This window comes from Deefgea rivuli DSM 18356, assembly GCF_000620145.1.
GTDB lineage: Bacteria > Pseudomonadota > Gammaproteobacteria > Burkholderiales > Chitinibacteraceae > Deefgea > Deefgea rivuli.
The window spans coordinates 493,162-515,096 of sequence record NZ_JHVM01000003.1; the positions used below are offsets into that span (position 1 = coordinate 493,162).

Annotated in this window: 16 protein-coding genes; 10 read left to right on the top strand and 6 right to left on the bottom strand. The window is 44.8% G+C overall.

Annotated features, from left to right (window positions below; all coding sequences use genetic code 11):
* Positions 1-43: 43 nt before the first annotated feature.
* Together Q320_RS0102230 and Q320_RS0102240 are read right to left on the bottom strand one after the other, a co-directional pair.
* Entirely contained in the window at positions 44-937 is an 894-nt protein-coding gene (locus tag Q320_RS0102230) for an arginase family protein (RefSeq protein WP_027467656.1), read from the bottom strand.
* Positions 938-1,251: 314 nt separating this feature from the next.
* A complete protein-coding gene (locus tag Q320_RS0102240; RefSeq protein WP_027467658.1) occupies positions 1,252-1,518 on the bottom strand; it encodes an Arc family DNA-binding protein in 267 nt (88 codons plus the stop codon).
* 289 nt (positions 1,519-1,807) lie between these two features.
* Here Q320_RS0102240 and Q320_RS21440 point away from each other — a divergent pair, with 289 nt between their 5' ends.
* The 3 genes from Q320_RS21440 to Q320_RS0102255 are packed head-to-tail and all read left to right on the top strand — an operon-like array spanning position 1,808 to position 4,413.
* Positions 1,808-2,671 carry a DALR anticodon-binding domain-containing protein gene (locus Q320_RS21440; RefSeq protein ID WP_156938950.1) on the top strand — a complete coding sequence of 288 codons (864 nt, stop codon included), beginning with the start codon at positions 1,808-1,810 and terminating at the stop codon, positions 2,669-2,671.
* Positions 2,672-2,698: 27 nt separating this feature from the next.
* Entirely contained in the window at positions 2,699-3,322 is a 624-nt protein-coding gene (locus Q320_RS0102250) for a hypothetical protein (protein ID WP_156938951.1), read from the top strand.
* Positions 3,319-4,413: an AAA family ATPase gene (locus tag Q320_RS0102255; RefSeq protein ID WP_027467661.1), complete on the top strand. Its 1,095-nt coding sequence runs from the start codon at positions 3,319-3,321 to the stop codon at positions 4,411-4,413. Before Q320_RS0102250 ends, Q320_RS0102255 begins: the two co-directional genes overlap by 4 nt.
* Positions 4,414-4,591: 178 nt before the next feature.
* Here Q320_RS0102255 and Q320_RS0102260 read toward each other — a convergent pair whose 3' ends face one another.
* On the bottom strand, positions 4,592-5,005 hold the full coding sequence (locus Q320_RS0102260) for a transcriptional regulator (protein WP_027467662.1): 414 nt from the start codon (positions 5,003-5,005) through the stop codon (positions 4,592-4,594).
* A 127-nt stretch (positions 5,006-5,132) separates the two neighbouring features.
* On the opposite strand from Q320_RS0102260, the gene Q320_RS0102265 reads away from it, so the two are divergent.
* The 7 genes from Q320_RS0102265 to Q320_RS0102300 all read left to right on the top strand — a co-directional run bounded on the left by Q320_RS0102265 (position 5,133) and on the right by Q320_RS0102300 (position 11,072).
* Complete coding sequence (locus Q320_RS0102265) at positions 5,133-5,693, top strand: hypothetical protein (protein ID WP_027467663.1); 561 nt, start codon at positions 5,133-5,135, stop codon at positions 5,691-5,693.
* A 66-nt stretch (positions 5,694-5,759) separates the two neighbouring features.
* Positions 5,760-6,896, top strand: a complete 1,137-nt coding sequence (locus Q320_RS0102270) for a CAP domain-containing protein (protein ID WP_027467664.1) — start codon at positions 5,760-5,762, stop codon at positions 6,894-6,896.
* A 159-nt stretch (positions 6,897-7,055) separates the two neighbouring features.
* Positions 7,056-7,646 carry a hypothetical protein gene (locus Q320_RS0102275; RefSeq protein ID WP_027467665.1) on the top strand — a complete coding sequence of 197 codons (591 nt, stop codon included), beginning with the start codon at positions 7,056-7,058 and terminating at the stop codon, positions 7,644-7,646.
* Between the two features lie 163 nt (positions 7,647-7,809).
* A complete protein-coding gene (locus Q320_RS0102280) occupies positions 7,810-8,739 on the top strand; it encodes a double zinc ribbon domain-containing protein (protein ID WP_027467666.1) in 930 nt (309 codons plus the stop codon).
* Between the two features lie 153 nt (positions 8,740-8,892).
* The gene (locus tag Q320_RS0102285) at positions 8,893-9,633 is read left to right on the top strand and encodes a zinc ribbon domain-containing protein (RefSeq protein WP_027467667.1); all 741 of its coding nucleotides are present in this window, start codon (positions 8,893-8,895) and stop codon (positions 9,631-9,633) included.
* Positions 9,618-10,295 carry a YiiX/YebB-like N1pC/P60 family cysteine hydrolase gene (locus Q320_RS0102290; RefSeq protein ID WP_027467668.1) on the top strand — a complete coding sequence of 226 codons (678 nt, stop codon included), beginning with the start codon at positions 9,618-9,620 and terminating at the stop codon, positions 10,293-10,295. Before Q320_RS0102285 ends, Q320_RS0102290 begins: the two co-directional genes overlap by 16 nt.
* Positions 10,296-10,886: 591 nt before the next feature.
* The gene (locus Q320_RS0102300; protein ID WP_027467669.1) at positions 10,887-11,072 is read left to right on the top strand and encodes a helix-turn-helix transcriptional regulator; all 186 of its coding nucleotides are present in this window, start codon (positions 10,887-10,889) and stop codon (positions 11,070-11,072) included.
* 781 nt (positions 11,073-11,853) lie between these two features.
* Here the strand turns inward: Q320_RS0102300 and Q320_RS0102310 are convergent.
* The 3 genes from Q320_RS0102310 to Q320_RS0102320 all read right to left on the bottom strand — a co-directional run bounded on the left by Q320_RS0102310 (position 11,854) and on the right by Q320_RS0102320 (position 21,867).
* Complete coding sequence (locus Q320_RS0102310; protein WP_156938952.1) at positions 11,854-13,953, bottom strand: type I secretion system permease/ATPase; 2,100 nt, start codon at positions 13,951-13,953, stop codon at positions 11,854-11,856.
* Positions 13,954-14,062: 109 nt separating this feature from the next.
* Positions 14,063-21,391: an SPM autocatalytic domain-containing protein gene (locus Q320_RS18105; protein ID WP_035851728.1), complete on the bottom strand. Its 7,329-nt coding sequence runs from the start codon at positions 21,389-21,391 to the stop codon at positions 14,063-14,065.
* A complete protein-coding gene (locus tag Q320_RS0102320; RefSeq protein WP_027467671.1) occupies positions 21,388-21,867 on the bottom strand; it encodes a hypothetical protein in 480 nt (159 codons plus the stop codon). The genes Q320_RS18105 and Q320_RS0102320 overlap by 4 nt, the downstream gene beginning before the upstream one ends.
* Between the last annotated feature and the right edge of the window lie 68 nt (positions 21,868-21,935).

Here is a 21,935-nt window from a genome sequence, read left to right on the forward strand (position 1 = left end):
CGTTTGAATTGCTAGCAAAATAGGCTGCGCGCCCGAAACGCGCTTACAGTGGTGGTTGCTGTAAATCGTACGCTACTGCACATTCGCGTAAAGTTTGATCGTGCAGATCAAGTACTGGTCTAATGGAACCCAACTCGTCTCTTTGATAACCTCCTGCGAGATTCCATGCCACCGGCAGCTGAAAGCGCCGACAGTATTCAAATACAATACGATCTCGTCTTTGCATTTGCTCACTCGTTAAAAAGCCGCCTAGTGGATCATTGATGTGTGGGTCTGCTCCAGCCTGATACAGCAGTAGAGTGCAGTCGGCAAAGCTGTTCATTACCTTGGGCAAATCGGCTAGAAAGCCTTCGGCAAACTCAGGCATAGTACTCCATCGTGCCCCCATGCTGATGTGCTCAATCCAGCCCTCAAGCTGAAGGCGATCAATGATGGCCTGACTACCATCACCATAATGCACATCGCAGTCCAGAATACCTACTTTATAAACCAAACCAGCCTGCTTGAGTGCGATGGCGGTTACTAACAAACCATTAAACGTGCAATAGCCAAATGCTTCGCCATAGCCTGCATGATGGAATCCAGATACTGGAGCAATAGCAACTTGCTGGTTTTTCAGAGCATCATGGGCCGCCGCCAGCATTGCGCCAACCGTATAGCGACAGCTTTCCGCAAGTACGGGATCTTTTGCCCGAAAACCATTCGCCCGCGTGCCTGCAAAAATACCGTCCACATAGTCTGGATCATGCGCTAGTTTCAATAATTCAATACTGGCAGGCTCGATAACATGGACGGAAATTGAAATATCCAAGGCTTGCCAAGAAGCTAAAACTTCCCTCGGCTTCGCTGCGCTAGGTGAAAAACTGCCCACATTGCCAATCATATTTTCCGAATAAAACACGGGTATGGCAGTCATTGGAGGCAAAGGAAGCATCATGATAAGCCTCCGTTCGCAAGTTGATGACCTTAGTGGCTACCTTCCACATTCGTTTTGAGTAAAAGCCTCTGGGTTTGCAGAACCTGTTCTAACAACAAGGCAAAATGATCTTTGGCACGCCCATTCAGTTCAGCGACAAGCGCCTCGTGATCAGCCTTTAACTTGCTCACGTCTAGGCTGTGTAGGTACTCCGGCACGCTCATGCCCGTGGGCCGCATCACATGATCTTCTGGGGTATGACGCTCTACGCACCGGAGCTTCATAACACAATTGGCGTGTCATTTCCCACTCTAAGCAAGGAAACGGCCTGTCACCTAGCCTACCTGCTTCAACTGAACAACGAACGTTTGAAGCTCTTCTCGCACGATCAATCTGATCTGATCGCTAAGGCCAACGGTTTCTCCTGCTGCGTGATTGGCCTTGGCATCCTCCTGCTCAAAACTGGATTGCAATCTTGCAACAATTTCTGCATTCATGCTTCTGTTATTGGCTTTTGCTGCGGCAGCAATTTGTTCTCTCATTCCATCAGGATAACGAAGAATGTATTTGTCTGCGCTCTGGCTAGGTGCGTTATTTTTCATAATTAATCCAGACACATGGCAAGTAGCCATAAACACAACAAGAAAATGGCAAGTAGCCATATTTAACATTGACTAAGACAAAATGCTAGTTCATTATAAGCATGGCAACTTGCCATGTTTATAATGTAGCATCTTAGTAAAAGGAAAGCCCCAAGGTGCTGGAACACCCCAAGGCTTAATTTGAGCAGTAACCCACCCAGTGCATGAATCTCAGGAGAGAAAACAATGCAAAGACATACTACCACGCAGCTTTACTTTGTAGCACAAGTCAAATCTACGCAGGAGCACAATGATGCGTAACTTCAATTCATTTGTGAACGCTCCTTTCAACTTTCAGTTAAAGCCTGACTACCTGATCCGTGACGCGAGGCATCTGTTTTTTCCTCCAGCAGCGAGCGAGTTGTTCGCCAGCACAACAAAACTCTTCACCATACAGGTGCATTCAGCGCCTGTGACATCAATAGAACAAGCGCCGTCCACTTCAACAAACGATCGGAGTACAGTCATGAATTCAGTCAATTTTGCTTCGTCAGTACTTCGCATACCATCACTTATCTTTGCTCAAATTTCTGAAAATATAACTTCAGAATATGATTCGACCTTCAAATCTCAGGAACATGACAACGATATATTGTTTGATACTGACTGGTTTGGCTGCGAAAGAAGCACAGCTCAACCTGCAATGGTTCAAGTCTCCAAAGAAGATGCCGAAGCGGAATTAGTACTAGAGCCTGCCGAATTCGCTCAACGCGAACTGGAATCAAAACAACAACGTGAACTCAGTCAGTTTTTTGCAACCGTACTCAAGCTAGCGGGCCCGTTCCATTCCAATTTTGAACGGACACGTGTGGTCAATTTCAACACTGAATTAACCACAGGACTGATTCAAATTTTACAAGAAACATTACAGATGATTGCTAGGGAACTAGAACTCATTAATTCAAACCATGCCAGTTGGCCACAGTCTCTAACGAGTCAGAAAATTCCACTTATCGTTTCGACGCAGAGCAAAGAACTCAACAAATTTATTGATCGCTACCATCCAGCGATTGTGCTGTGGTGCGCGCCAAATCAGCGCATTAAAAGAGCGGGAGTTAGCGACATTGTTTTAAAAGATGGCTTTATGCCACATTTGCAGCTCACATATGACTAGAACATTTTGGTGGGCGGCGGCGCATTCATGCAGGATTTTTCGTTCGCGCAACGCGAAGAACTACTGTCCTTGCCATTTAACGAGCGGGAGCTCACGTTACTCAGCGCGTCTGAGTACCTTTATGAAACGAAAGAGTTACCTCCAAAGTTATCAAATTTACTACTTGTAGAAGGCGCTTACGAGCAGGAAGACCAAGCATTCAAAATTGATTTGTATGAAATATGCGATGCATTTCATAAGGCTTGGCGTGCAGGCGGATTCGGTCTGCTACAGATTAGTCAAGACGTTCATCAAGGCAAACTTGAAATCCTGAGCCATAAACCATCCCCCCATGTGCAAGCTAATTTCGATATTCAAGCGCTAGATTGTGGAGATTATCAGTTGCAATTTACGATTCCTCAACTATGCGCCACGGCACAAACTGGCATGCTTGCTTATCACTGCAATGCAGAGAATCAAAAACCAGCAAATGGCATCCACACTTATGACTTGCAGAATGCCGAGAACCTTCAAGCAAGTAGCCAATACAGAATCGCTCCCCACTTTATTGAAAATCGAGAACAACTGTATAAAAAGGTGTGTGCGATTTGCGCTGGTTACAGTCAATTTTTAACCAATTTGACAGATATTAATGGGAGCCAGATGCAATGAGCCAACAACTGTTAAATTTAATGTCGCAACAGCAAATGGCTCTACTCACTAAGATGTCATTAGCGTCTAACTTGGCGACACCCATCCCCGCTAGCACAAAAAACTCTGTGTATTTAATTGAATATACCGCGTTGGTAAAACGCATTCAGGAGATGGATAAGTCATCGAAAAATGAGGGGGGCGGCACGAAGAAAATGCTAGAACAATTATTGCAGCCCAAACCGCTACGTATGGCGAAAATGGCCGATTTGGATGCACTTGAGCAATTCGCGGCTGAAAATCCACATTTATCAGATTTACTTAATCAAATGGTGATTCAAGTACATCAGCAAGTGGTCACCGAGCAAGCTCTGCATTTTAGTCCACTCCTTTTAGTCAGCCCGCCAGGCTTGGGTAAATCTTGGTTTACTTTCAAACTCGCTCAAGTACTGGACTTACCCTGCTTTGAGTTCCAGCTCAGTGGCTCTGCTGATACGCTGCAATTATTGGGGACATCAAAGCACTGGTCACAAGCCGCACCCAGTGATTTATTACGTCGAATGGCGGATTGCCCGATTGCAAACCCAATCATTGTGTTCGATGAGGTGGATAAATCTGGCAGCTCGAATGGCAGCAAGCTCAACGATATTTTATTGATGCTGCTGGAGCCGGAAAACGCGCGTCGGTTTGAAGATAAGTATATTGGGCTACCAACGCGGATGGATTACCCCAGCTATTTACTCACCGCCAATGAACTTGAGCAGATTTCATTACCGCTGCGTGATCGTTGTATATTGCAGCAATTCGTAGTGCCGAACGACAGTGCTGCGCGCAACCAACTAGTACGCAATGTGTATCGAAAGCTAATCGAAGAAAACAACTTAGGCAGTTGGTTCAGCTCTGAACTCACAGATGAATTGTGCGAGCAATTTTTCCCGACGGAATGCAAATCAGCACGTGAAATTCGCCAGCGGCTTAGTCAAGGCATCACACTGGCCCAGCAGCCATTTGCTAAAAATCGAATCACTCAACCGCCAGCGCAAAAACTCATGCCAATCGTACCGGATACGCCAGTTGCAACCCCAGCTCCAAGAATGGGTTTTTTGCCTTAGTTACGTTTTAAGGCTAAAAATTGAGTAAATTACTACACTGCTGCGGATTTTAAGGCCGCGTGCACAAAACTAATCTGACTGAAATAACAAAGGCAGCTCAATGCTGCCTTTGTTATTTCAGTCAGGTCAAATCTTGCATCTTAAGCAAACAACATTCAATCAACACTAAATTTAACGGTTAACGATCAGAGTTTCCCGTTTTCATAAGTGCAAATTCAGTCAGAAGTTTCTCAATTAATACCCTCTGATACTCTGGTAACACCCGAAGTTTTTGGATGTGCCGAATTTCTTCATCACTCAGCATAACGGGGTTATTTAATGGCTCCAGCCTGATGAGACGCTCCTCACTATCACCATTTCTTAACCATTGAAATGGCACGTCTAGCCAGTTCGCCAGCACACGAATTTTATCATCTGTTGGAATTGACTGTGCATTAAGCCATTTATGGGCTGTTTGTTGGCTAATGGACTCCCCTAGGTAGCGCAGATTAAATTGAATCGCTAATTGCGTCCCCGTTTCGACGGTACGGGAACTACGTTCTAGCGCTTGCTTCAAGCGTACCGAGAAAGCGATTTTATCGTTTGAACTCATATCAAGAGTATCTGTGAATAAATTCACACACATAACAACCGACGATTGTTAAACAACAACCAAACTACTAAAGTAAGGCCTTACCCTATTTTTGCCTCCGTGGATTAAACGGATTACTCGAATAAATATGACGAATCAATATCAGTACGGCAAAGACACTACCGAATTTTCCTCTATTTCTGGCGCGGTACTGTCGCCCCAAATACAGCAACGTTCCTCTACGCGCACAGATTCGCACTTCTGGATCAAAGTTGACGAGGAATATGAGCACGAGGTGTACCTGTCTCATACCAATCTTCCTCTTCGCCAAGGCCAAGAAGTCACAGTGATATTTGCAAAAGTGATCAAGGGATCAAGATATGGGCGACCAGAGCAAACGTGGGCCTACCTTGGGGGCATCAATCACACAACCCAACGCAGCACAAAATTCGAGGATACGGCGTCCCTGCGCCATAGCTTTCATCTTCGCGATAACAAGATTCTCTTAAATCTATGTCAAATATTTTCAATTATTGGAATCGCGCTCCTCATCCCTCCCGTAGGTGTCGCTTTAGGAGTGGTTTTCATACTAATTACCCTACCGAACATGTTCAACAACGAAAGATTTCATTTTGATTTTATGGATTATCACTTCAAGAAAAAACCAGAGCTGAACGCATTGATTGATCAAATTATTTTCAGCAACTAACACGGCCACGCAAATAACACTGAATTTTACCAAAAAACTCAATTAAACAAACACATAGGACTAAAAATGAAATTACGATTAATTGCTATTGTTGTGAGTAACTTGTTATTAGCGGCATGTGGTGGGGGCGGTAGTTCAACGCCAGAGAGCCCTGTCACAACTGCTAAACCAACAGCGGACCCTACCGCAACAGCCGTACCTGGCGTGACTCCCATTCCGGTTGGCGTCAATATCGCACCAACACCAAAACCCGAGACACTGATTCAAGCAGAAGCGGCTGGTGTTCAAATGCTCAATGCCGCCAGAACATCTTGCGGGTTCGACGCATTAGTGAATGATGCCGTACTTAAGGTGGCCGTAGATGGTGCGGGTAATTATTTCAAACTGCGCTACGCGGAAGCCTTATTCGCTTACGGACACTATCAAGCGGCAGGGTCTACCGGTTTTACCGGTGCCACTCCATCAGATCGCGCTCAGACGGCAGGCTATCCAACACTGATTGGTTGGGCTGGCCCACGTGTATACGAAAATTTATCCACCAGCATAGCCCCTACCGGTTACACGTTTTATTCAAAAGTGGATGCGGCCGAAGCGATGACCGAAGACTTATTGAACACGGTGTATCACCAATTGAGCCTGATTGCGCCAATGCGTGAAGTCGGAGCCTCCTATGTTGAAGCTTCCTATATTGAGGGAACTGCTCCAAAAGAGATAACACGGCAAGGCTCCTCGATAGCTCACCGGATCACCTTCAATACAGGTACTCGCACAGCAACGGATGGTGCCGCTTCTGGCAGCAACACCGTACTCAGCTACCCGTGCCAAGGCAGTGAAATTCCAGCAACCTTCAAGCCCTCTCTTGAATCACCGAACCCGATGCTCGATGTGGGCAGCAAGGTCGTGGGTTCGCCAATTGGCCTGCGTGCGCCAACTGGAACGACTTTGGACATAACCAGTTATTCAGTGCAAAACCAAGCAGCACAAATACTCGCCAGTCGTCTGCTCACGAGAACGAAAGACTCGATGATTTCGGGTAATAACGCCTCAATTGTGCCGGAAGAGGCTTTGGAAGTAGGTAAAACCTATCGCGTTACCGCGCAGGGTACGTTTTCGGGTAATGGCTTTGCTGTGACGCCATTCTCCATCGATTTCACCTTTAAAACCCGGGCCGCTCGCCAGAATAATTTGGTGAAAAAAGTGTAACGAGACGGATTAAGCCTCTGTCACCTCAAAAAGTGGCCGAGGCTTTTTTCTAAATTTCCCCTTTAGCCGACGGTACACAATCAACTCGTGCGCCGAAAAACGGACTAACAAATACCACGCTGCAATTGATTTTGTCATCAATTAACCGGAATACACGCCATGAATTTTCGCACTCAATTAATTTGCGCCATAACGACCTTTTTAGCCAGCAGCAACATGATTTGGGCCGCTGGCGACAAGCCCAATGACCTGACTCCGCAGCAAATAACATCGCGCTTTCAGGGTGAAGCTCGCCCAATGAGTCGTGATGTTTTTACAAAATCACCATTAACTAAAAAATTACCAACTGGCTGGGTGATTTCGCCCTACGGCGGCACCACCATTTTTTTTCCGAACGGCCAAGGTCGTTATCATAAAGTGGTTGAAATGAATAATGCCGCGCTTTATGCCGCGTACGAGCTTCCAAACAATAGATTATTACTGATTACGCAAGATACCCGCGAAGGCGCTTTGCAACTGGCTGCTTTTCAAGTCTGGGCGAGCGATAAAGTAAAACCAGAACTCGTCGCTAGGTGGGTGGGCAACAACGAAGATACAGCTTCGTGCATGGAGACCAAAGCGCACTGTTATTCGACCAAACATCAACTGAGTAAAGATCAAACGCGCCTGACTTTTAAAAGCACAGGTAAAGATGCGGATTACTCTTTGAAAGATGCACCAATTATTGATCGACATAGCGCTAATTTTTGAATTTAGCATCTTGTTAAAAATCAGCATGAGTATGCGGTCTACTCATGCGATTGATTTTGGGATTAAGTAAAACATTCCACTTTAAAAGCATCAAACGATCAGTCGTCATGACTGACTATTTTCGAACGCTCCACTACTTACATTTTTAATAAAGCTCATCAAGATGAAATGTCTGAATTGCAACACAGAGAATAAAGCTGGCATCAAATTTTGCGCTGGTTGCGGCAACAGCCTTACTCATGCATGCTTGAGTTGTGGCCAGCATAATCCCATCGAGGTGAAGTTTTGTCGGGGTTGTGGCGCTAAGACGGCTCTGATTCAACCTTTAGATGTAGCCTCTACAATTGCGTCGGCAACACCAGATATCAGTTCAAAACTGCAAGACAGCTTACCGCAAATTCAACATAGCCAAGAGCCGCTTGTTCCGCCGAATATCGCTCCTCCTGCCGCAGCCGCAACACAATCAGATGCCACGACAGACCTTATAGATGCGCCTGCCCCGTTAAGTTTACCTAAGGCTTCGATCGCGAACCGACCTAAGCACAAATCCCATCGGCTACAGATTGTCTGCGGCGTAGTCTTACTTATCGGTTTCGCTAGCGCGGGTGCGTTATATCTTAGTAATCCAGCGATTTTGACGCCAGATCATGACAGTCATTCCGCCAGCGGCGTTATTGCGGCACACACTGCAAGCCCTTCAACGACAACACTTCCCACTGCGACACCCGCTGAGACTGCGATTCCAACGCCAGAAGTCACGCCCACTCCAGAAGCAACTGCAATTGCCACAGATACCCCTACGGCACTACCCGTCATTATTACAAAAACAACTGTGAAGCCTAAACCCAGCCGTTCTCCCAAACCGACACGCACAGCGACGCCGCCTCGCGAGTCGACTCTGAACACTGAGCGTGAGATACAGGCGACTGAATTACCGACACCTAAAACATTTGGATTTGCTGAAAAGTTCGCAGCGTGTGCTCGATTGGATTTCATTCATCGAGCGGCATGTGAAGTCAAATTGTGTTTCAACAATTCTGCCGCCCCCGAATGTAAGCATGAACCTTCAATCCAAGATCAACATCGTCGCTAATTGAACCTGCTATTCAGTTTTAATCAAGAAGACAAACACAAGGTTCGACTTACTTCAGGTAACAGAAACTGAAATGCTAATTTTTACTGCGTTTAAAGAAATTAGCATGACCAACAATTCATTTAATACACGCAAATCATAGAGGAAAATAAAATGGCTTATTGTGCAAACTGTGGAACCAAAATTGATGAAGAGGCTAGATTTTGTGGGGAATGCGGTACGCCCGTTGTGCACGCGTCTATTGCTTTGCCAGCTCAAACGCCTAGCGTTTCAGCAACTGCAAGCCCATCAATAGCAACCCCAGAGTCCGCACCAGAACCAGGCGCTAACTCAGAATTAAATGCAAAGTATGCAGTCGATGCTGCGGTTAATGTAGCAAGTTCAGCTGTAGCAGCTGCTGCGTCCGTTACTGCGACAGGTGCTGCTATTGTGAATGAAATCGGCAAAAGAACCATGTCGAGCGTGAATGCAGCAAACCCTGCAACTAAGAAAAAAGTGATCGGCACTCTTGTGCTCGTAGCACTGCTTGGCGGAATCGGTTTTAGTGCCAAAACCTTATTTTTTGCACTGAGCCCGAAGAGCCCAGAGTCCACAATTAAAGAATTCTATACCACGCTTGAACAGGGCGACGTCGAGGCCATGGTTAAACTTTTCGTACCCTCAAAAACTAATTTAGCCAATGAAAAAGAGAAAATAGCATCGGTTGTACTTTCAAGCGCCGCCGACATTAAAAGTAAAGGCGGACTCTCTCAAATTAATACCAAGTGCATACAAGATGAAGACAATGAGAATGAGCAAAGTTGCAAAGTCACTATTAAATTTGGTGACGGTGACGAAGAAGGCCCCACAAAACATCTTTTGAGAAAAATTAATGGCGTATGGAAGATCAAATAAGGCGCTTCTTAATTAGGCTAGGCACGATTGCTTTGCTGGGTTGGATCAGCTTTTTGTTGATCACCACATGGAGCGATCGCCGCCATCAGCAAACTGCACCGATTTCGCTTTACCAAACCATCTCCCTGAATTCACTGCCCAATGGAGCACTACTGTTTCGGCGCGGGAAAAGCACTGAGTCTGACGCAGTCGTCATGAGCAAAGATGGCAGCAAATGGAGTCATGTGGGCTTAATCGCATCAGGAGCCAATGGCATAACAGTCATTCATGCCGTTCCGGCTGAGGAATACGGCAAGCCCGATGTCGTAAAAGAAGATCAACTTCAGTATTTTCTGGCTGATGAACGTGCTGTTGATGCGGCAGTGATGCGTGTTAATGGTGTAGATGACAAAGAAGCTGAAGCAGCAGTTCAGGCGGCCAGACGCATGATTGGGATGCCGTTTAGTATTCATCCAGAAAATAAAACAACCAATGGAATTTACTGCACAGAGCTGGTTTTATTGGCTTGGCAAGCAGCAGGAATCACTTTGACCGAGCTACGTGACAATGTGCAATTTCCTTTTTTTAGTGGTCAGTATTTGTTACCCGACACACTGGCATCATCAAATTGGCTTCGGCCAGCCCAACTTCTTCAGGTCACACATCAGCATTCAACTGATTAGAGTTTGCTCATGAGCATATTGGGAGACGCCCTTTACCAGAAGTAAATGTCACTTGATTTTGCGGAGTAATATTAATATTCAAAGCCATCGCACGCTTCGAAGTACTAATACACACCCAGTAATTCGTCTTGCACATACAAGTACAACGCACGATGAATTATACAAAGAGCATTAAACTCATCACCAGCGACATTGAGCCCGCCGTCTTTTACGCTGCCATACACGTCCATACGCCTCTTTATAAACAGACGTTTAAAATAGTAAAAACGCCAGCCGACCATTATACAAATCAGCGATTGAATCTATACCCGTCTTCAGCACGACTCTGCTCAACGACATCGAGCCTAAAAATCAAACTGACTCTGTTTTAAGTTAAAGCATTGAGTAGACAAACACGCCTTGAAAAATAAAAAACATGTGCTACACGCGCGCACCCGCATGCAGGCGCGCACGCTCGCACGGAGAAATCCTATTTAGAAAATAAATACAATTATTTTTAAAAAAACATAAAAAAATGAGCCGAGCCTTTTGTTTTTTTAAATTTTTATCGTAAAGTTGCCTCCACCACTCAACTGTTGAAAAGAGAAAAACATGGAAAAAATCATTCGCATTACAGATGCTGCAGAACGTCTTGGCGTATCTCGCTCAACGCTGTACAAAATTGTTGAACAGGGTCATTTGCCTCCACCAATCAAATTAATTCCTGGTGGGCGAGCCTCTGGTTTTTTTGAAAGTCAGCTTTCTGACTACATCTCAAAACGTAAAGACAACAAGTAGAAAGCCCAATTTTGTTTAATCTAAAAGTCAATTAATTAGCATCAAGGAAAATGAAGGTGAGTAAAAAAAATATCTGCTAGGATTTCAGGCTGTGGCATCCACATTTATTAAAATCTGCTGAAAACCCGAAGAAAACGCTACCAGACCTAATTGTCGCTGCGCTTACTGAAGTTCAGATGAGGTAAGATACCTTCATCATAAAATAAAACATTGAGACATTGAAAATGCCAAACTAAAATACTCAATTGATAAAAAGGATTCGAATTGTGAATTTTATAATTCGAGAATTTGATGTCAAAGAGAATACACTAGTTAAAAAATGGCTACATTTGACAAAGCCAAGATGAACTTGCGCGTAAAATAAGTAGATGAACTGCAATTTATCAAAAAAATGGCATCAAAAATGGAATTTGAAATTATTGAATTTTGTTATGAAACAAATTCTGCAATGAACAATGAAAAACTACTGCTTTATTTGTCAGTTAGACTTCGGCCAACTATGATTTAGATGGTCGTTTATTTTTAATTAAGCGTGAGTAGCACCGAAATTTTTATATTTTGAGTGACTCTAACCAAGATAGCGACTCTAGGATTTTAAACATAATGACTGCTAATCATCCGATTGCAGTCTTTCAAGGTTTGATGTCGAGCTTCTGCTGTTCGGCCTAAGCGGACATTAGCATTGTGCGACTTGGACAACAGCTTCCGACCAATTATTTATATAATTTTTGATCCTCAAAATAAAAAGCACTCATATTTCTACGGGTGCTTTTCAATAAGATTAAGCTATCTGCATTGCATGTAATCGTGCGTAGTAACCATCAGGTCGATTAACAAGCTCTTGATGTGGCCCTTCTTCTACAATTTGTCCTCGATCCATTGCAATGATCCGGTGAGAGTTCCTCACCGCAGAAAGTCTATGCGCAATAATCAGCACGGTTCTCCCAGAACAAATGGCTTTCATATTATTCTGAATCACTCGCTCAGATTCGTAATCTAGCGCACTGGTTGCTTCATCAAAAATTAAAATTCGTGGATTGGTTACTAATGCGCGTGCAATCGCAACTCGTTGACGTTGGCCACCAGACAGTCCGGTGCCATGTTCACCGACATGAGTATCATAGCCTTCAGGTAACTCAACAATGAATTCATGTGCACCTGCTAATTGAGCGGCATGAATAACTCGTTCCATGCTCATACCAGGATCAGCCAATGCAATGTTGTCGCGGATACTGCGATTGAAGAGCAAGTTTTCCTGCAGAACTACACCAATTTGGCGGCGTAACCAAGCGGGATCTGCAAGACTTAAATCAACGCCATCAATTAACACACGACCACGCTCCGGCACATACAGCCGCTGTAAAAGCTTAGTTAATGTACTTTTTCCGGAGCCAGAGCGACCCACAATCCCAATAATTTCGCCCGCGTTAATGCTGAGATTAATACCTCGTAAAATTTCCGGCGCATCTGGGCGATATCGGAAATGAATTTGATCAAATTCAATTTGCCCTTTGATTGGCGGGAGTTGTGCGCGATTTTGGTTTATTTCCGTACGGGTATTCAAGATGTCACCCAAGCGTTGCATTGAGATACCGACCTGCTGAAAATCCTGCCACAGTTGGGCTAAGCGCATCACAGGACTGGCAACGCGGCCCGCTAACATGTTAAATGCGATGAGTTGGCCGACAGTTAACTCCCCCTCAATAACCAGTCTTGCTCCCATCCACATCGTAGTGACAACGACTATTTTTTGAATCAGATTGACGCCTTGGCTACCAATATTAGCCAACTGAGTGACTTTAAAACCTGCCGCAACGTAACCTGCAAGTTGATTGTCCCAACGCCGTGTCACTTGTGGCTCAACGGCCATTGACTTGATCGTTTCGACGCCATTAATCGTTTCAACTAAAAACGATTGGTTTTCGGCACCACGAGCAAATTTCTCATCAAGCCGTACTTTTAGAATCGGTGTGATGAGTACAGACAACAGCACGTAACAAGGTAGAGATAAGACAACGATCAGCGTTAACCAACCACTGTAGTAAAACATGACGGCCAAAAATACGACTGAGAACACGAGATCAAGCACAGAAGTGAGAGCTTGGCCCGTTAGAAAATTCCTAATGTTCTCTAGCTCTCGAACGCGAGCAACTGAGTCGCCAACGCGCCGCGCCTGGAAATAGGCCAATGGCAATGCCAATAAATGCCTAAATAATTTTGCCCCTAGTTCAACATCAATCCGATTGGTCGTGTGTGAAAACACATAAGTGCGTAAGGCCGTCATGCCGACTTCAAATATCGAAATCACTAACAAACCAAGCGCAAGAACGTCCAATGTCGTGAGCCCCCGATGGACGAGGACTTTGTCCATAATGACTTGGAAGAATAACGGTGTAGCTAATCCAATCAATTGCAGTACAAACGAAATCAGCAATACTTCGCCTAGTAATTTTCGGTATTTGACTATCGCCGGGATAAACCAAGAAAAATCAAAACGCGCCAAATCTCCTGCGAGACTAGCTCGTGAAGTAAACAAGATAAGACGACCTGACCATAGTGTAAGCCAATCATCTTTAGAGATTTTCTGCGGTCGACCAAAGAGTGGATCTTGTAAAAGAACTTCATCACCTTCGATTTTTGCGAGGATGACCCACTTTCCTTCACTGGTTTTTGCCATTGCGGGTAATGGCGTTCGTTCAAGTCGATCAAAATGGGTATCAAGCGCTTTAACTTTCAAGCCAGACTTTTTCGCGGCTAGTAAAACGTCAGCTTCAGTCATCATGCCCTGACTACTGGCAAATTCATGCTTAATCTGTTCAGGTTCAATCGCAACTTGATGAAAACGAGCTAGCATGACTAAGCAGGCTAGCGCAGAATCCATCGGTCCTTCATTCCCACCCAAATCTGGCGAGATTGTGTTTGCATTCATCATTTAACTCAAAAGAAAACCGCCCCCTGAGGGGGCGGATATAAGTGTAACTTAGATCAGCTTAATGCCAGTTTGCTGCTAGGACTGGCTGCAATTGCTCACGATATTGATCAGGAAGTGTTGTTTCTGCAGCTGAAAGAGGTGCCATCCCCGCCATCGCAGATACCAACGCATCGACTTGTGTATTAAGCAATGTTTTGCCATCTGCAGTTTTGATTTGCTCGATCTGATGACTGATGTACCAATCCTTCACTACAACTTGGCCATCTCCACCAATGATATCAATTGCGAGGTTATTGCCATCGCGTTTAAACCAAAGTTCGTCAGAATTAATTCCTTCAAGGGTTAGATTGTCATTACCACCCCAATCTAGAATCTGGTCACGACCATCACCACGCGCATAATGGTAAGTGTCATTATCCCAGTCGGCAAATAATTGATCATTGCCTTTACCACCACGAATATCGTTACCACCACCGCTGGCACGTACGACATCATCGCCATCGCCAGCATCAATAAAGTCGGCACCATAATCGGCTTTAATCAAATCATTGCCAGAACCACCATAGATTGTGTTTTTACCCCCACGTCCGTCAATGACATCATTACCAGAACCTCCGTTGATGAAGTCATCCCCCCAATCACCCGTCAAAGTATCGTTACCGGCACCTGCAATAATCCGATCTTTACCACCCATACCTTGAATCACATCATTACCATTGGTGCCGATTAATGTTTCATCGCGCCAATCGCCATTTTTGGTAATGCCTGGATGTAATGGCATAACCAGCTTAAATACATCATCAGCATGCAAACCGTAGCGATCTGAAGCGCGAACATTAATATCCCAGCTACCTAAGATTTCAGGGTCGATATCCGCATGGAATTGGCCTTTGGCAGCATCAAATTTGAGCCACTCAGGTAAAGCCGAACCATCTGCTTGCGTGGCAGATAGGGTGAGCCAATCGCCCATATCAGGATCAACAAATGTGCCAATTGGCACAGTAACGTCGATTGGGCCTGGTGATACAAAACTCACATCAGTAAGTGGGCTTACCAACTTCGGTGGGCGGTTAATTAACTCAGCCAAATTACGCACTGTTCCATCTGCAAATTCAACTTTTGCGGTTGGTAGTGTTTGTTCTGCGGTGTACGGGTCATAATTCATTTGAATTGTGTCACCCGTAGTGCCGTAATGAATCAGCAGGCTATTTGGCGCGTATTCAAACGACAAGCTGCTCAAAACAATACCAGCGCCAAAGCGCAGTGTATTGAGGCCGCCAGAACCATTTTCTTGAGTATCGCTCACAGAGTCATGACCATCGCCTTGTTCAAACAAGAAAAGGTCGTTCCCTAGACCACCAACCAGCACATCATTCCCAGCGCCACCGTGTAGCACATCGTTGCCAGCTTCGCCATCAAGGGTATTAGCACCAGAGTTACCAATCAAATTGTTAGCCGAGTTATTACCTGTACCTGAAATATTGCCTTCCCCTACCAAGGTGAGGTTTTCAATATTTCCGCTGAGCACAAAAGATGCGCTAGCCATAACGGAGTCGACACCTTCATTAGCAAACTCAGTAACGGTGTCACTACTGTTATCGACGTAGTAAAGATCGTTGCCTTTGCCACCATACATTCGGTCTGCACCTGCTAAACCATTCAGGGTGTTGTTGCCTTCATTACCGACTAGGCGGTTGTCCAGCGCATTACCTGTTGCAGTCAGATTTTCTTTACCGAATAGGCTCACATGCTCAACATTGTCGCCCAGGGTGTAGCTCAGATTGGTTCGAACCGTATCTTCGCCTGCATTGGCTGATTCAATGACAACATCTCCCACATTGTCGACGATATAGACATCATTACCTAGACCACCATCCATTTCATCAGCACCTTCGCCGCCATCCAATAGATCGTTACCATCTTGACCGTAGAGCCAGTCTTTATCGTCACCACCAGAGAGTTCATCATTGCCGAGCCCTCCGAGCAGTGCATCATTACCTGCTTCGCCAAATAGCTGATCATTGCCTTCTCGACCGTCAAGGACATCGTTACCCCAACCGCCAGAAACAAAGTCATCGCCCTCACCAGCAAAAACCAAATCATTGCCGCCTTCGGCGTAAATCTGATCATTGCCTGTATTGCCAAAGACCATATCGTTGCCAAGGCCAGCGTAGATCACATCATTGCCTTCGCCCCCATCAACAAAGTCGTTATCCGCACCGCTATAGATTACGTCATTGCCTGCTTCACCTAAGATGGCATCATTCCCGACATCATCATAAACAAAGTCATCACCCGCGCCAGCCTTCACGACGCTATTGCCTTTACTCGCCAGCAATATATCGTCGCCCTCAGTACCCAGTGTTTCAGTACCTGAAGGGCTAAATGGTGAGGTGGGTACAATCGTGCTAGTGCCATCAAGATTCGGCACTTGAACTTCAGGGCGGGTAGCGAGTGTGACGTCACCCGCTTTAATGACGCGACCATCGGCAAAAGTTACATCGATTTGCCCATGTACGGTATTACCATCTTTAACAAACGATTTACCATCGCTCTTCAATGCGATTGAGGTAATGCCAAATGCGTCTAAAGTACGGAATTCACCCGCATCAGTTACACCGTTTTCATTAGCATCAACCCAAACGCCAAACTTGCTCCAGCGCTCATCTAAGCTCGATAAGAAACCATCACCATTGCTGTCAAAGCCTCGCAAACCTTCTAAGTCAGTTTGAGCGCCAGCTTTATAACCAACGAATGCAAGTTCATCGGCTCGATCAATTTTACCGTTGCCATCGGCATCAAATGCTAAGAAGCCATCACCACCTTTTAACCACGACATGCGGTCCCGCCAACCATCTCCGTTGATGTCAAAGAACACGTTGCTATCGTCAACATGGATAAATGACAAGCCGTCGCCATTCAAATCAAGTGCAATTGGCTTTTTACCATCGCCACCTTTTGGCGTTGGGGGTGGACCAAAATGCGTTACTTGAATTGTTTGCTCAGTCCACGCACCAGAGGGATCCTTAACTCGAATCTTGAATGCATCAGGTGTTTGCTTTGCTGTTGGATCTAGAACTGTAATTCGTGTTGTTGCGCCTTCAACACCCGTGTGCCCCCAATATTTATAGCGCCCAGTCACAGGGTCTAATTCAACTTCACCCCAATTAGGCTGAGCCAATATTTCAAAACGTAGCTCCGCTGCAGTATTGTCAATATCAGATGCTTGTGCCCAACCCGAATTCGCATCTTCATAACCAATAGGTTCAGTATGCTCAATAAGCGTAATAATTGGATTATCACGCGAACCTCGGTATTCAACTTTGGTTTCAGTCCAAGGTGTATAGATTGGCGTCGCTTCTTGAATTGTGCTAATTGAAGGATCAAGCTTCGGAACAATTGTTGTTCTTAAGTGTTCATTCCCACCTCTGCCAATAATGTAAAGGTCCCAACCATAGATTGACCGACCTGGGTCGTCTTGAACCGTTAGTGTTGGCGCATCATTGATACCTTTGACTGTGACAAAAACAGGTACTGAAGTACGTGAGCCATCTGGCGCTTGCAAGACGTAATTAAATGCAGCTTGATCACCATAGTAATTTGGTGACGCTAAAAATTCGATCGTGCCATTATCCAATAACTGTACCGAACCGTTTTTAGCGCTTTCAACTGCCACAACCGTTGAGCCAGCTGGTACTTTACGATCATTTTCCATTAAGATTTGAATCGGAATATAAGCAGTTTGATCCTCAAATACGGTAACGCCATCAGCATTTGGCGTGAATGCACTTAAATCCTGAGTCGTAGTGACGATGAGTGATTTTTGACCATCACTCTTCTCAACTAAAATCCCCTCTGGGATCTTAATCGCACGCGAGCCTTTAGTATCCGCCGTCAAATCAGCGGACACCATAGAGCGTTCTTGGCCATTAATATCAAAGGTGTTGCGCGCATAATTCAGTGAAGTCACGCCCAAATCGCTGAGTTTTTTCGACTCACCGTCATCCACCACGCCATCACTATCTTTGTCTTGCCAAACTTGCAAGTATTTAAAGACCGGATCTGCACTAGTTAGGCGTTGATCATAGTTGCTATCCCAATAGCGTAGCGTTGGAACCCCCTTGAGTTCATCCACTAGTTTTGCATTGGAGAATAGATCGGTACCCGCATCTAAGTAGCTCGACAAGTTACGATCTAAGACCAGCATTGCATCGTTAGCGCCAACCCAACCCGTATGCTTCAGGTAACCAGAGTCATCGACATTGAACGAGACGTTTGAGTTTTCACGTGCAATCGTTGAAATCTGCCCATCGCCATTCATATCCAGCGCAATCGGGCGGAAGCGCTGCGTATCGCCTGTCGGCGTTGCAGCTAACTTACCTTCAGAAGCCGCCATCTGCACTTCAGTCAAAGCGGCTTTCGGATCACCAGCTTGGTTTTTAAGATAAACCGTATCCACTTCGTATTGAGCCGCTAAGCCTTGGCGTTCAACTGCATTCGTTAACAATGCCTCTTGTAAATCAACAAAGAACTCTGGGTCATCGGTACTTACACCGAGGCGCTTACCTTGGAAGTCATACACGCGATCTCGGGTTACGCCGGTTACAGGATCAAGATCATGCAAGGTGAACTTATCATCGCGATAAGTCAGCGAACCAAAACGCAATGGAATCGCGCCAATCGGCATTTCAGGGTTATCGGTGCGTGCTTTTTGCACCAGATATTCCATGGTCGCTTTCAAGTTGCCCAGCATGCTGCCAACTCGAGCATCGCCGCCAGTCTCACCAACTACGCTCATGCCAAGTTGACCATTGTCCCAAGTGAAGTGGCCTTCACCCCATGCATCCGGTACTTTAGAAGCATTAACTAGCGAGTACAGCATATAAGCCACGGCAATCACTTGACCAACGATAGGCACAGGTGAAAGCGCTGCAACCATAGAGATGGCGCTGACTGCGGCGCCTTTGACGTCTCCATTCACCAAACTCATCACAATACCCAATGCAGGCACTACTTTACCGAGAGTCACGCTTGCTATTGAGTTGGCAGTATTGACTGCAGCAGCACTAGCACCCGCCGCACCTGCAAAACTAGCAAAGGCGCTCGCCGTGTAGCCAACCAGGGAGGCACCAGAGTATGCAATGCCAAGGGCGTTTTTATCTTCGATGGCTTTTTTAAGGCTGACGACACTACCAATTGCGCCCAGCACAGCAGTAACACCTTGGATGCCATTAACGATTTTTCCGGCATCTGCAGACTTACCCCAATCACTGGCTTCAATGACCGTCTTACCAATCGTTAATGTTGCTCGTGTTACGGCTAGCGGCTCACCAGATTGAATCGCTTGGGCTAAAGCCAAAAATTCAGCAGTTCGGTCTAGGGCATCGCTAACTTGGGCTGTGGTTTTGTACTCTTTGATTTTATCTTCGAGCTGTGTTTTTGCGGCAACATCGCCTTTGGCTGCACTAAACAAATCCTCAATAGACGCATCACCAAATACTTGACGATATGCATTGGCATTGATCTTATCGCTTCCATTTATTGAAGTAATTTGAGAATTAATCGGTTTTCCTTCCCCATTGAGATGGAAAGAAATGCTAACTTCATCACCATTATCCGATTTCAGTACAGTCGAAGCGACAGGGATTTTATAAGCAGATTGTGAATTGCTCTCATCAATAACATAGTTCACATTAAAAGAGTAAGGATTTCCTTCTTTGTCTACGCCTGTTTGTTCGAATCCTCCATCATTTCGCAATCTAATTATTGAAAGATGTTCAGCCCCTTCATTGAGATTTAATCCAAGTTTAACATTTAATTCATACTGTGCACTTGAGACAAACTGTTTTGAAATAATGTCTGAGTTTTTTTCAGTAAATAAATAACCACCATTTGTAGGGGTTATTATTACTTCAACATTCTTTACAACCGTTTCTATAGAGCCATTCTCTTGGGGGACTTCCACTGAAGAAGTTCTTTTAAATACCCGCACGCCATTGCTGAAGCTTACTCCATCCAAAACATCTGAGGATCCATCTGGATGGTTTAGCGATATTTTAATTGGCTCAGAACTATTAGGATCGATGTTGAAATACTTTTCCATAGCATTCCGGACATAGTCTTCACCATACATGCCCCCCACAATGCCCGCACCAAGAACGAACACTCCAGCTGCTACAGCGCCAGCTGGTCCGAGAGCGGCAAGTGGAGCCGCAAGTTCTGCCGCTAAGGTCGCGCTAATTAAGCCTGCATATACACCACTAGCCGTACCCGCAGCAAAAGTTGCGGCTATTTTCATTGCCCCATCAGTATCACCCTTCGCATATGCAGCCTGAACTTGATTTGCTGTGATCAGGACACCTAAAACGGCACCAACCTTTGTTAAGGTCCCTAAAGTCCTGAGCGTGCTTGCTGTTAATGGCGCATCTCCTATTTTTGTTGCATATTCATTTAATTGCTGAAAGTGAGTAGATAATTGACTATTTGCTGTTTTTGATAATTCTAATTGCTCGAATGATATTGCGCCAATTGATTTCTGTGAGTCATTATAAACATCCAAATTAAATAATTTAGAGTATGGGGTATCGGCAGCAAGTATGCCATCAATTCGCAACTTGCCAGCATCGATTAGTTCGGAAGAATTAACGAGTGTATTAAAATTTTGCTCGCCAAGTAGACCCCCCAAGTCAACGCCTGCGATGATATTTTTCTTCGTTCCATCTGCAGAAGTAACTATATTTATAGCAATCTTGAGGTCATCTAACTTATTAAATGAAGCCGCTCGTAATTGGCTATAAACCGCCTCGATCCCTTGCTCATTTTTCAATTGAAGCAAATAGTCACGACTCAAACCATTCAATTCGGTATTGTTGGAACGAAAAAAAGCGTCAACCTCTGTAAGCTCAAAGATGCGATCTTTCGTAGCAAATGCGGTCAGACTAACAACTTTTCCATCTCCAGCCAGTACATATTTTTCTGAAATAGTTGCCCAAGCGCCGCCTTTTCCAGCAAAAAGATAGTCTCCTGGAGCAATATCTTTGCCTTGCGTAGCACTCTCTTTCGCCGCAATACGGTTAACAGTATCAGACCACGTGGAATCCGTTGATGTTAAGAATTGAAATGCCTCGGTTGCATCTAGAATACGAACATTTTTCAACTCTTCTGACTTTATTTTTTCCGCTAGGTAGCTCGCGAGCTCCCCCGTATGCAATGAGTGGCCTGTGCCAACGAGGTTACCGCTATAGGCAATCGAAATTGCATTCTTGTCCGCACCAGGGACATCCACAGACAATTCTGACAAAAATTTGTTTAAATCTGCGAATGAATTGTAATTTTCAGGATTGTTTTTGAGTTTACTAATCGCTTCTTGTGCAGTGATTCCACTCATTTATCAAACCCCTCAAACAGGCATGAAAATTTCACTTCTTTCATTTCAGGATCAACTTTCATGCAATATTCTGTAAAACGCTTTTTGTCGCAAAAAAACGAATCTTTTAGATAACTAAAAATTTCTTTTGTTTTCGAATCAGTCAAATCGACAGGCAATATTTTCTTAAAAGAAAATAAAAATTGAAAACTCCACGAATCACCATCTTTGTTAGTGTTTTGGTTTTCGTAGTACCATACATATGCGATACTTTCGCCATATAGTAAAGCGCAAACTTTCACTTTATTATCATCATGAGCAGCTGTAATCCTAGTGACATTGATTGCTATAAGTTCACGCTCAGTATCTACGGCTGCTACGTTAGCACCATCAAGATCATAATCACAAACTAATCCAATATCATTGGCATAACTTAAGCCAGCTTTTTTTAGTCGCTCGACTTCATTCTGATTCAATTCTCTAAATGTAAACGACATAAACACTCCGGGAAAATTAATTAAATCTCAATTAAGAATTTTAAAATCATAGAAATTAATATTGGCAC

Bases quoted from the DNA above. Each gene is read 5' to 3' on its own strand.
- Q320_RS0102230 (WP_027467656.1), bottom strand. From the start codon at position 937: ATGATGCTTCCTTTGCCTCCAATGACTGCCATACCCGTGTTTTATTCG.
- Q320_RS0102240 (WP_027467658.1), bottom strand. From the start codon at position 1,518: ATGAAAAATAACGCACCTAGCCAGAGCGCAGACAAATACATTCTTCGT.
- Q320_RS21440 (WP_156938950.1), top strand. From the start codon at position 1,808: ATGATGCGTAACTTCAATTCATTTGTGAACGCTCCTTTCAACTTTCAG.
- Q320_RS0102250 (WP_156938951.1), top strand. From the start codon at position 2,699: ATGCAGGATTTTTCGTTCGCGCAACGCGAAGAACTACTGTCCTTGCCA.
- Q320_RS0102255 (WP_027467661.1), top strand. From the start codon at position 3,319: ATGAGCCAACAACTGTTAAATTTAATGTCGCAACAGCAAATGGCTCTA.
- Q320_RS0102260 (WP_027467662.1), bottom strand. From the start codon at position 5,005: ATGAGTTCAAACGATAAAATCGCTTTCTCGGTACGCTTGAAGCAAGCG.
- Q320_RS0102265 (WP_027467663.1), top strand. From the start codon at position 5,133: ATGACGAATCAATATCAGTACGGCAAAGACACTACCGAATTTTCCTCT.
- Q320_RS0102270 (WP_027467664.1), top strand. From the start codon at position 5,760: ATGAAATTACGATTAATTGCTATTGTTGTGAGTAACTTGTTATTAGCG.
- Q320_RS0102275 (WP_027467665.1), top strand. From the start codon at position 7,056: ATGAATTTTCGCACTCAATTAATTTGCGCCATAACGACCTTTTTAGCC.
- Q320_RS0102280 (WP_027467666.1), top strand. From the start codon at position 7,810: ATGAAATGTCTGAATTGCAACACAGAGAATAAAGCTGGCATCAAATTT.
- Q320_RS0102285 (WP_027467667.1), top strand. From the start codon at position 8,893: ATGGCTTATTGTGCAAACTGTGGAACCAAAATTGATGAAGAGGCTAGA.
- Q320_RS0102290 (WP_027467668.1), top strand. From the start codon at position 9,618: ATGGAAGATCAAATAAGGCGCTTCTTAATTAGGCTAGGCACGATTGCT.
- Q320_RS0102300 (WP_027467669.1), top strand. From the start codon at position 10,887: ATGGAAAAAATCATTCGCATTACAGATGCTGCAGAACGTCTTGGCGTA.
- Q320_RS0102310 (WP_156938952.1), bottom strand. From the start codon at position 13,953: ATGGATTCTGCGCTAGCCTGCTTAGTCATGCTAGCTCGTTTTCATCAA.
- Q320_RS18105 (WP_035851728.1), bottom strand. From the start codon at position 21,391: ATGAGTGGAATCACTGCACAAGAAGCGATTAGTAAACTCAAAAACAAT.
- Q320_RS0102320 (WP_027467671.1), bottom strand. From the start codon at position 21,867: ATGTCGTTTACATTTAGAGAATTGAATCAGAATGAAGTCGAGCGACTA.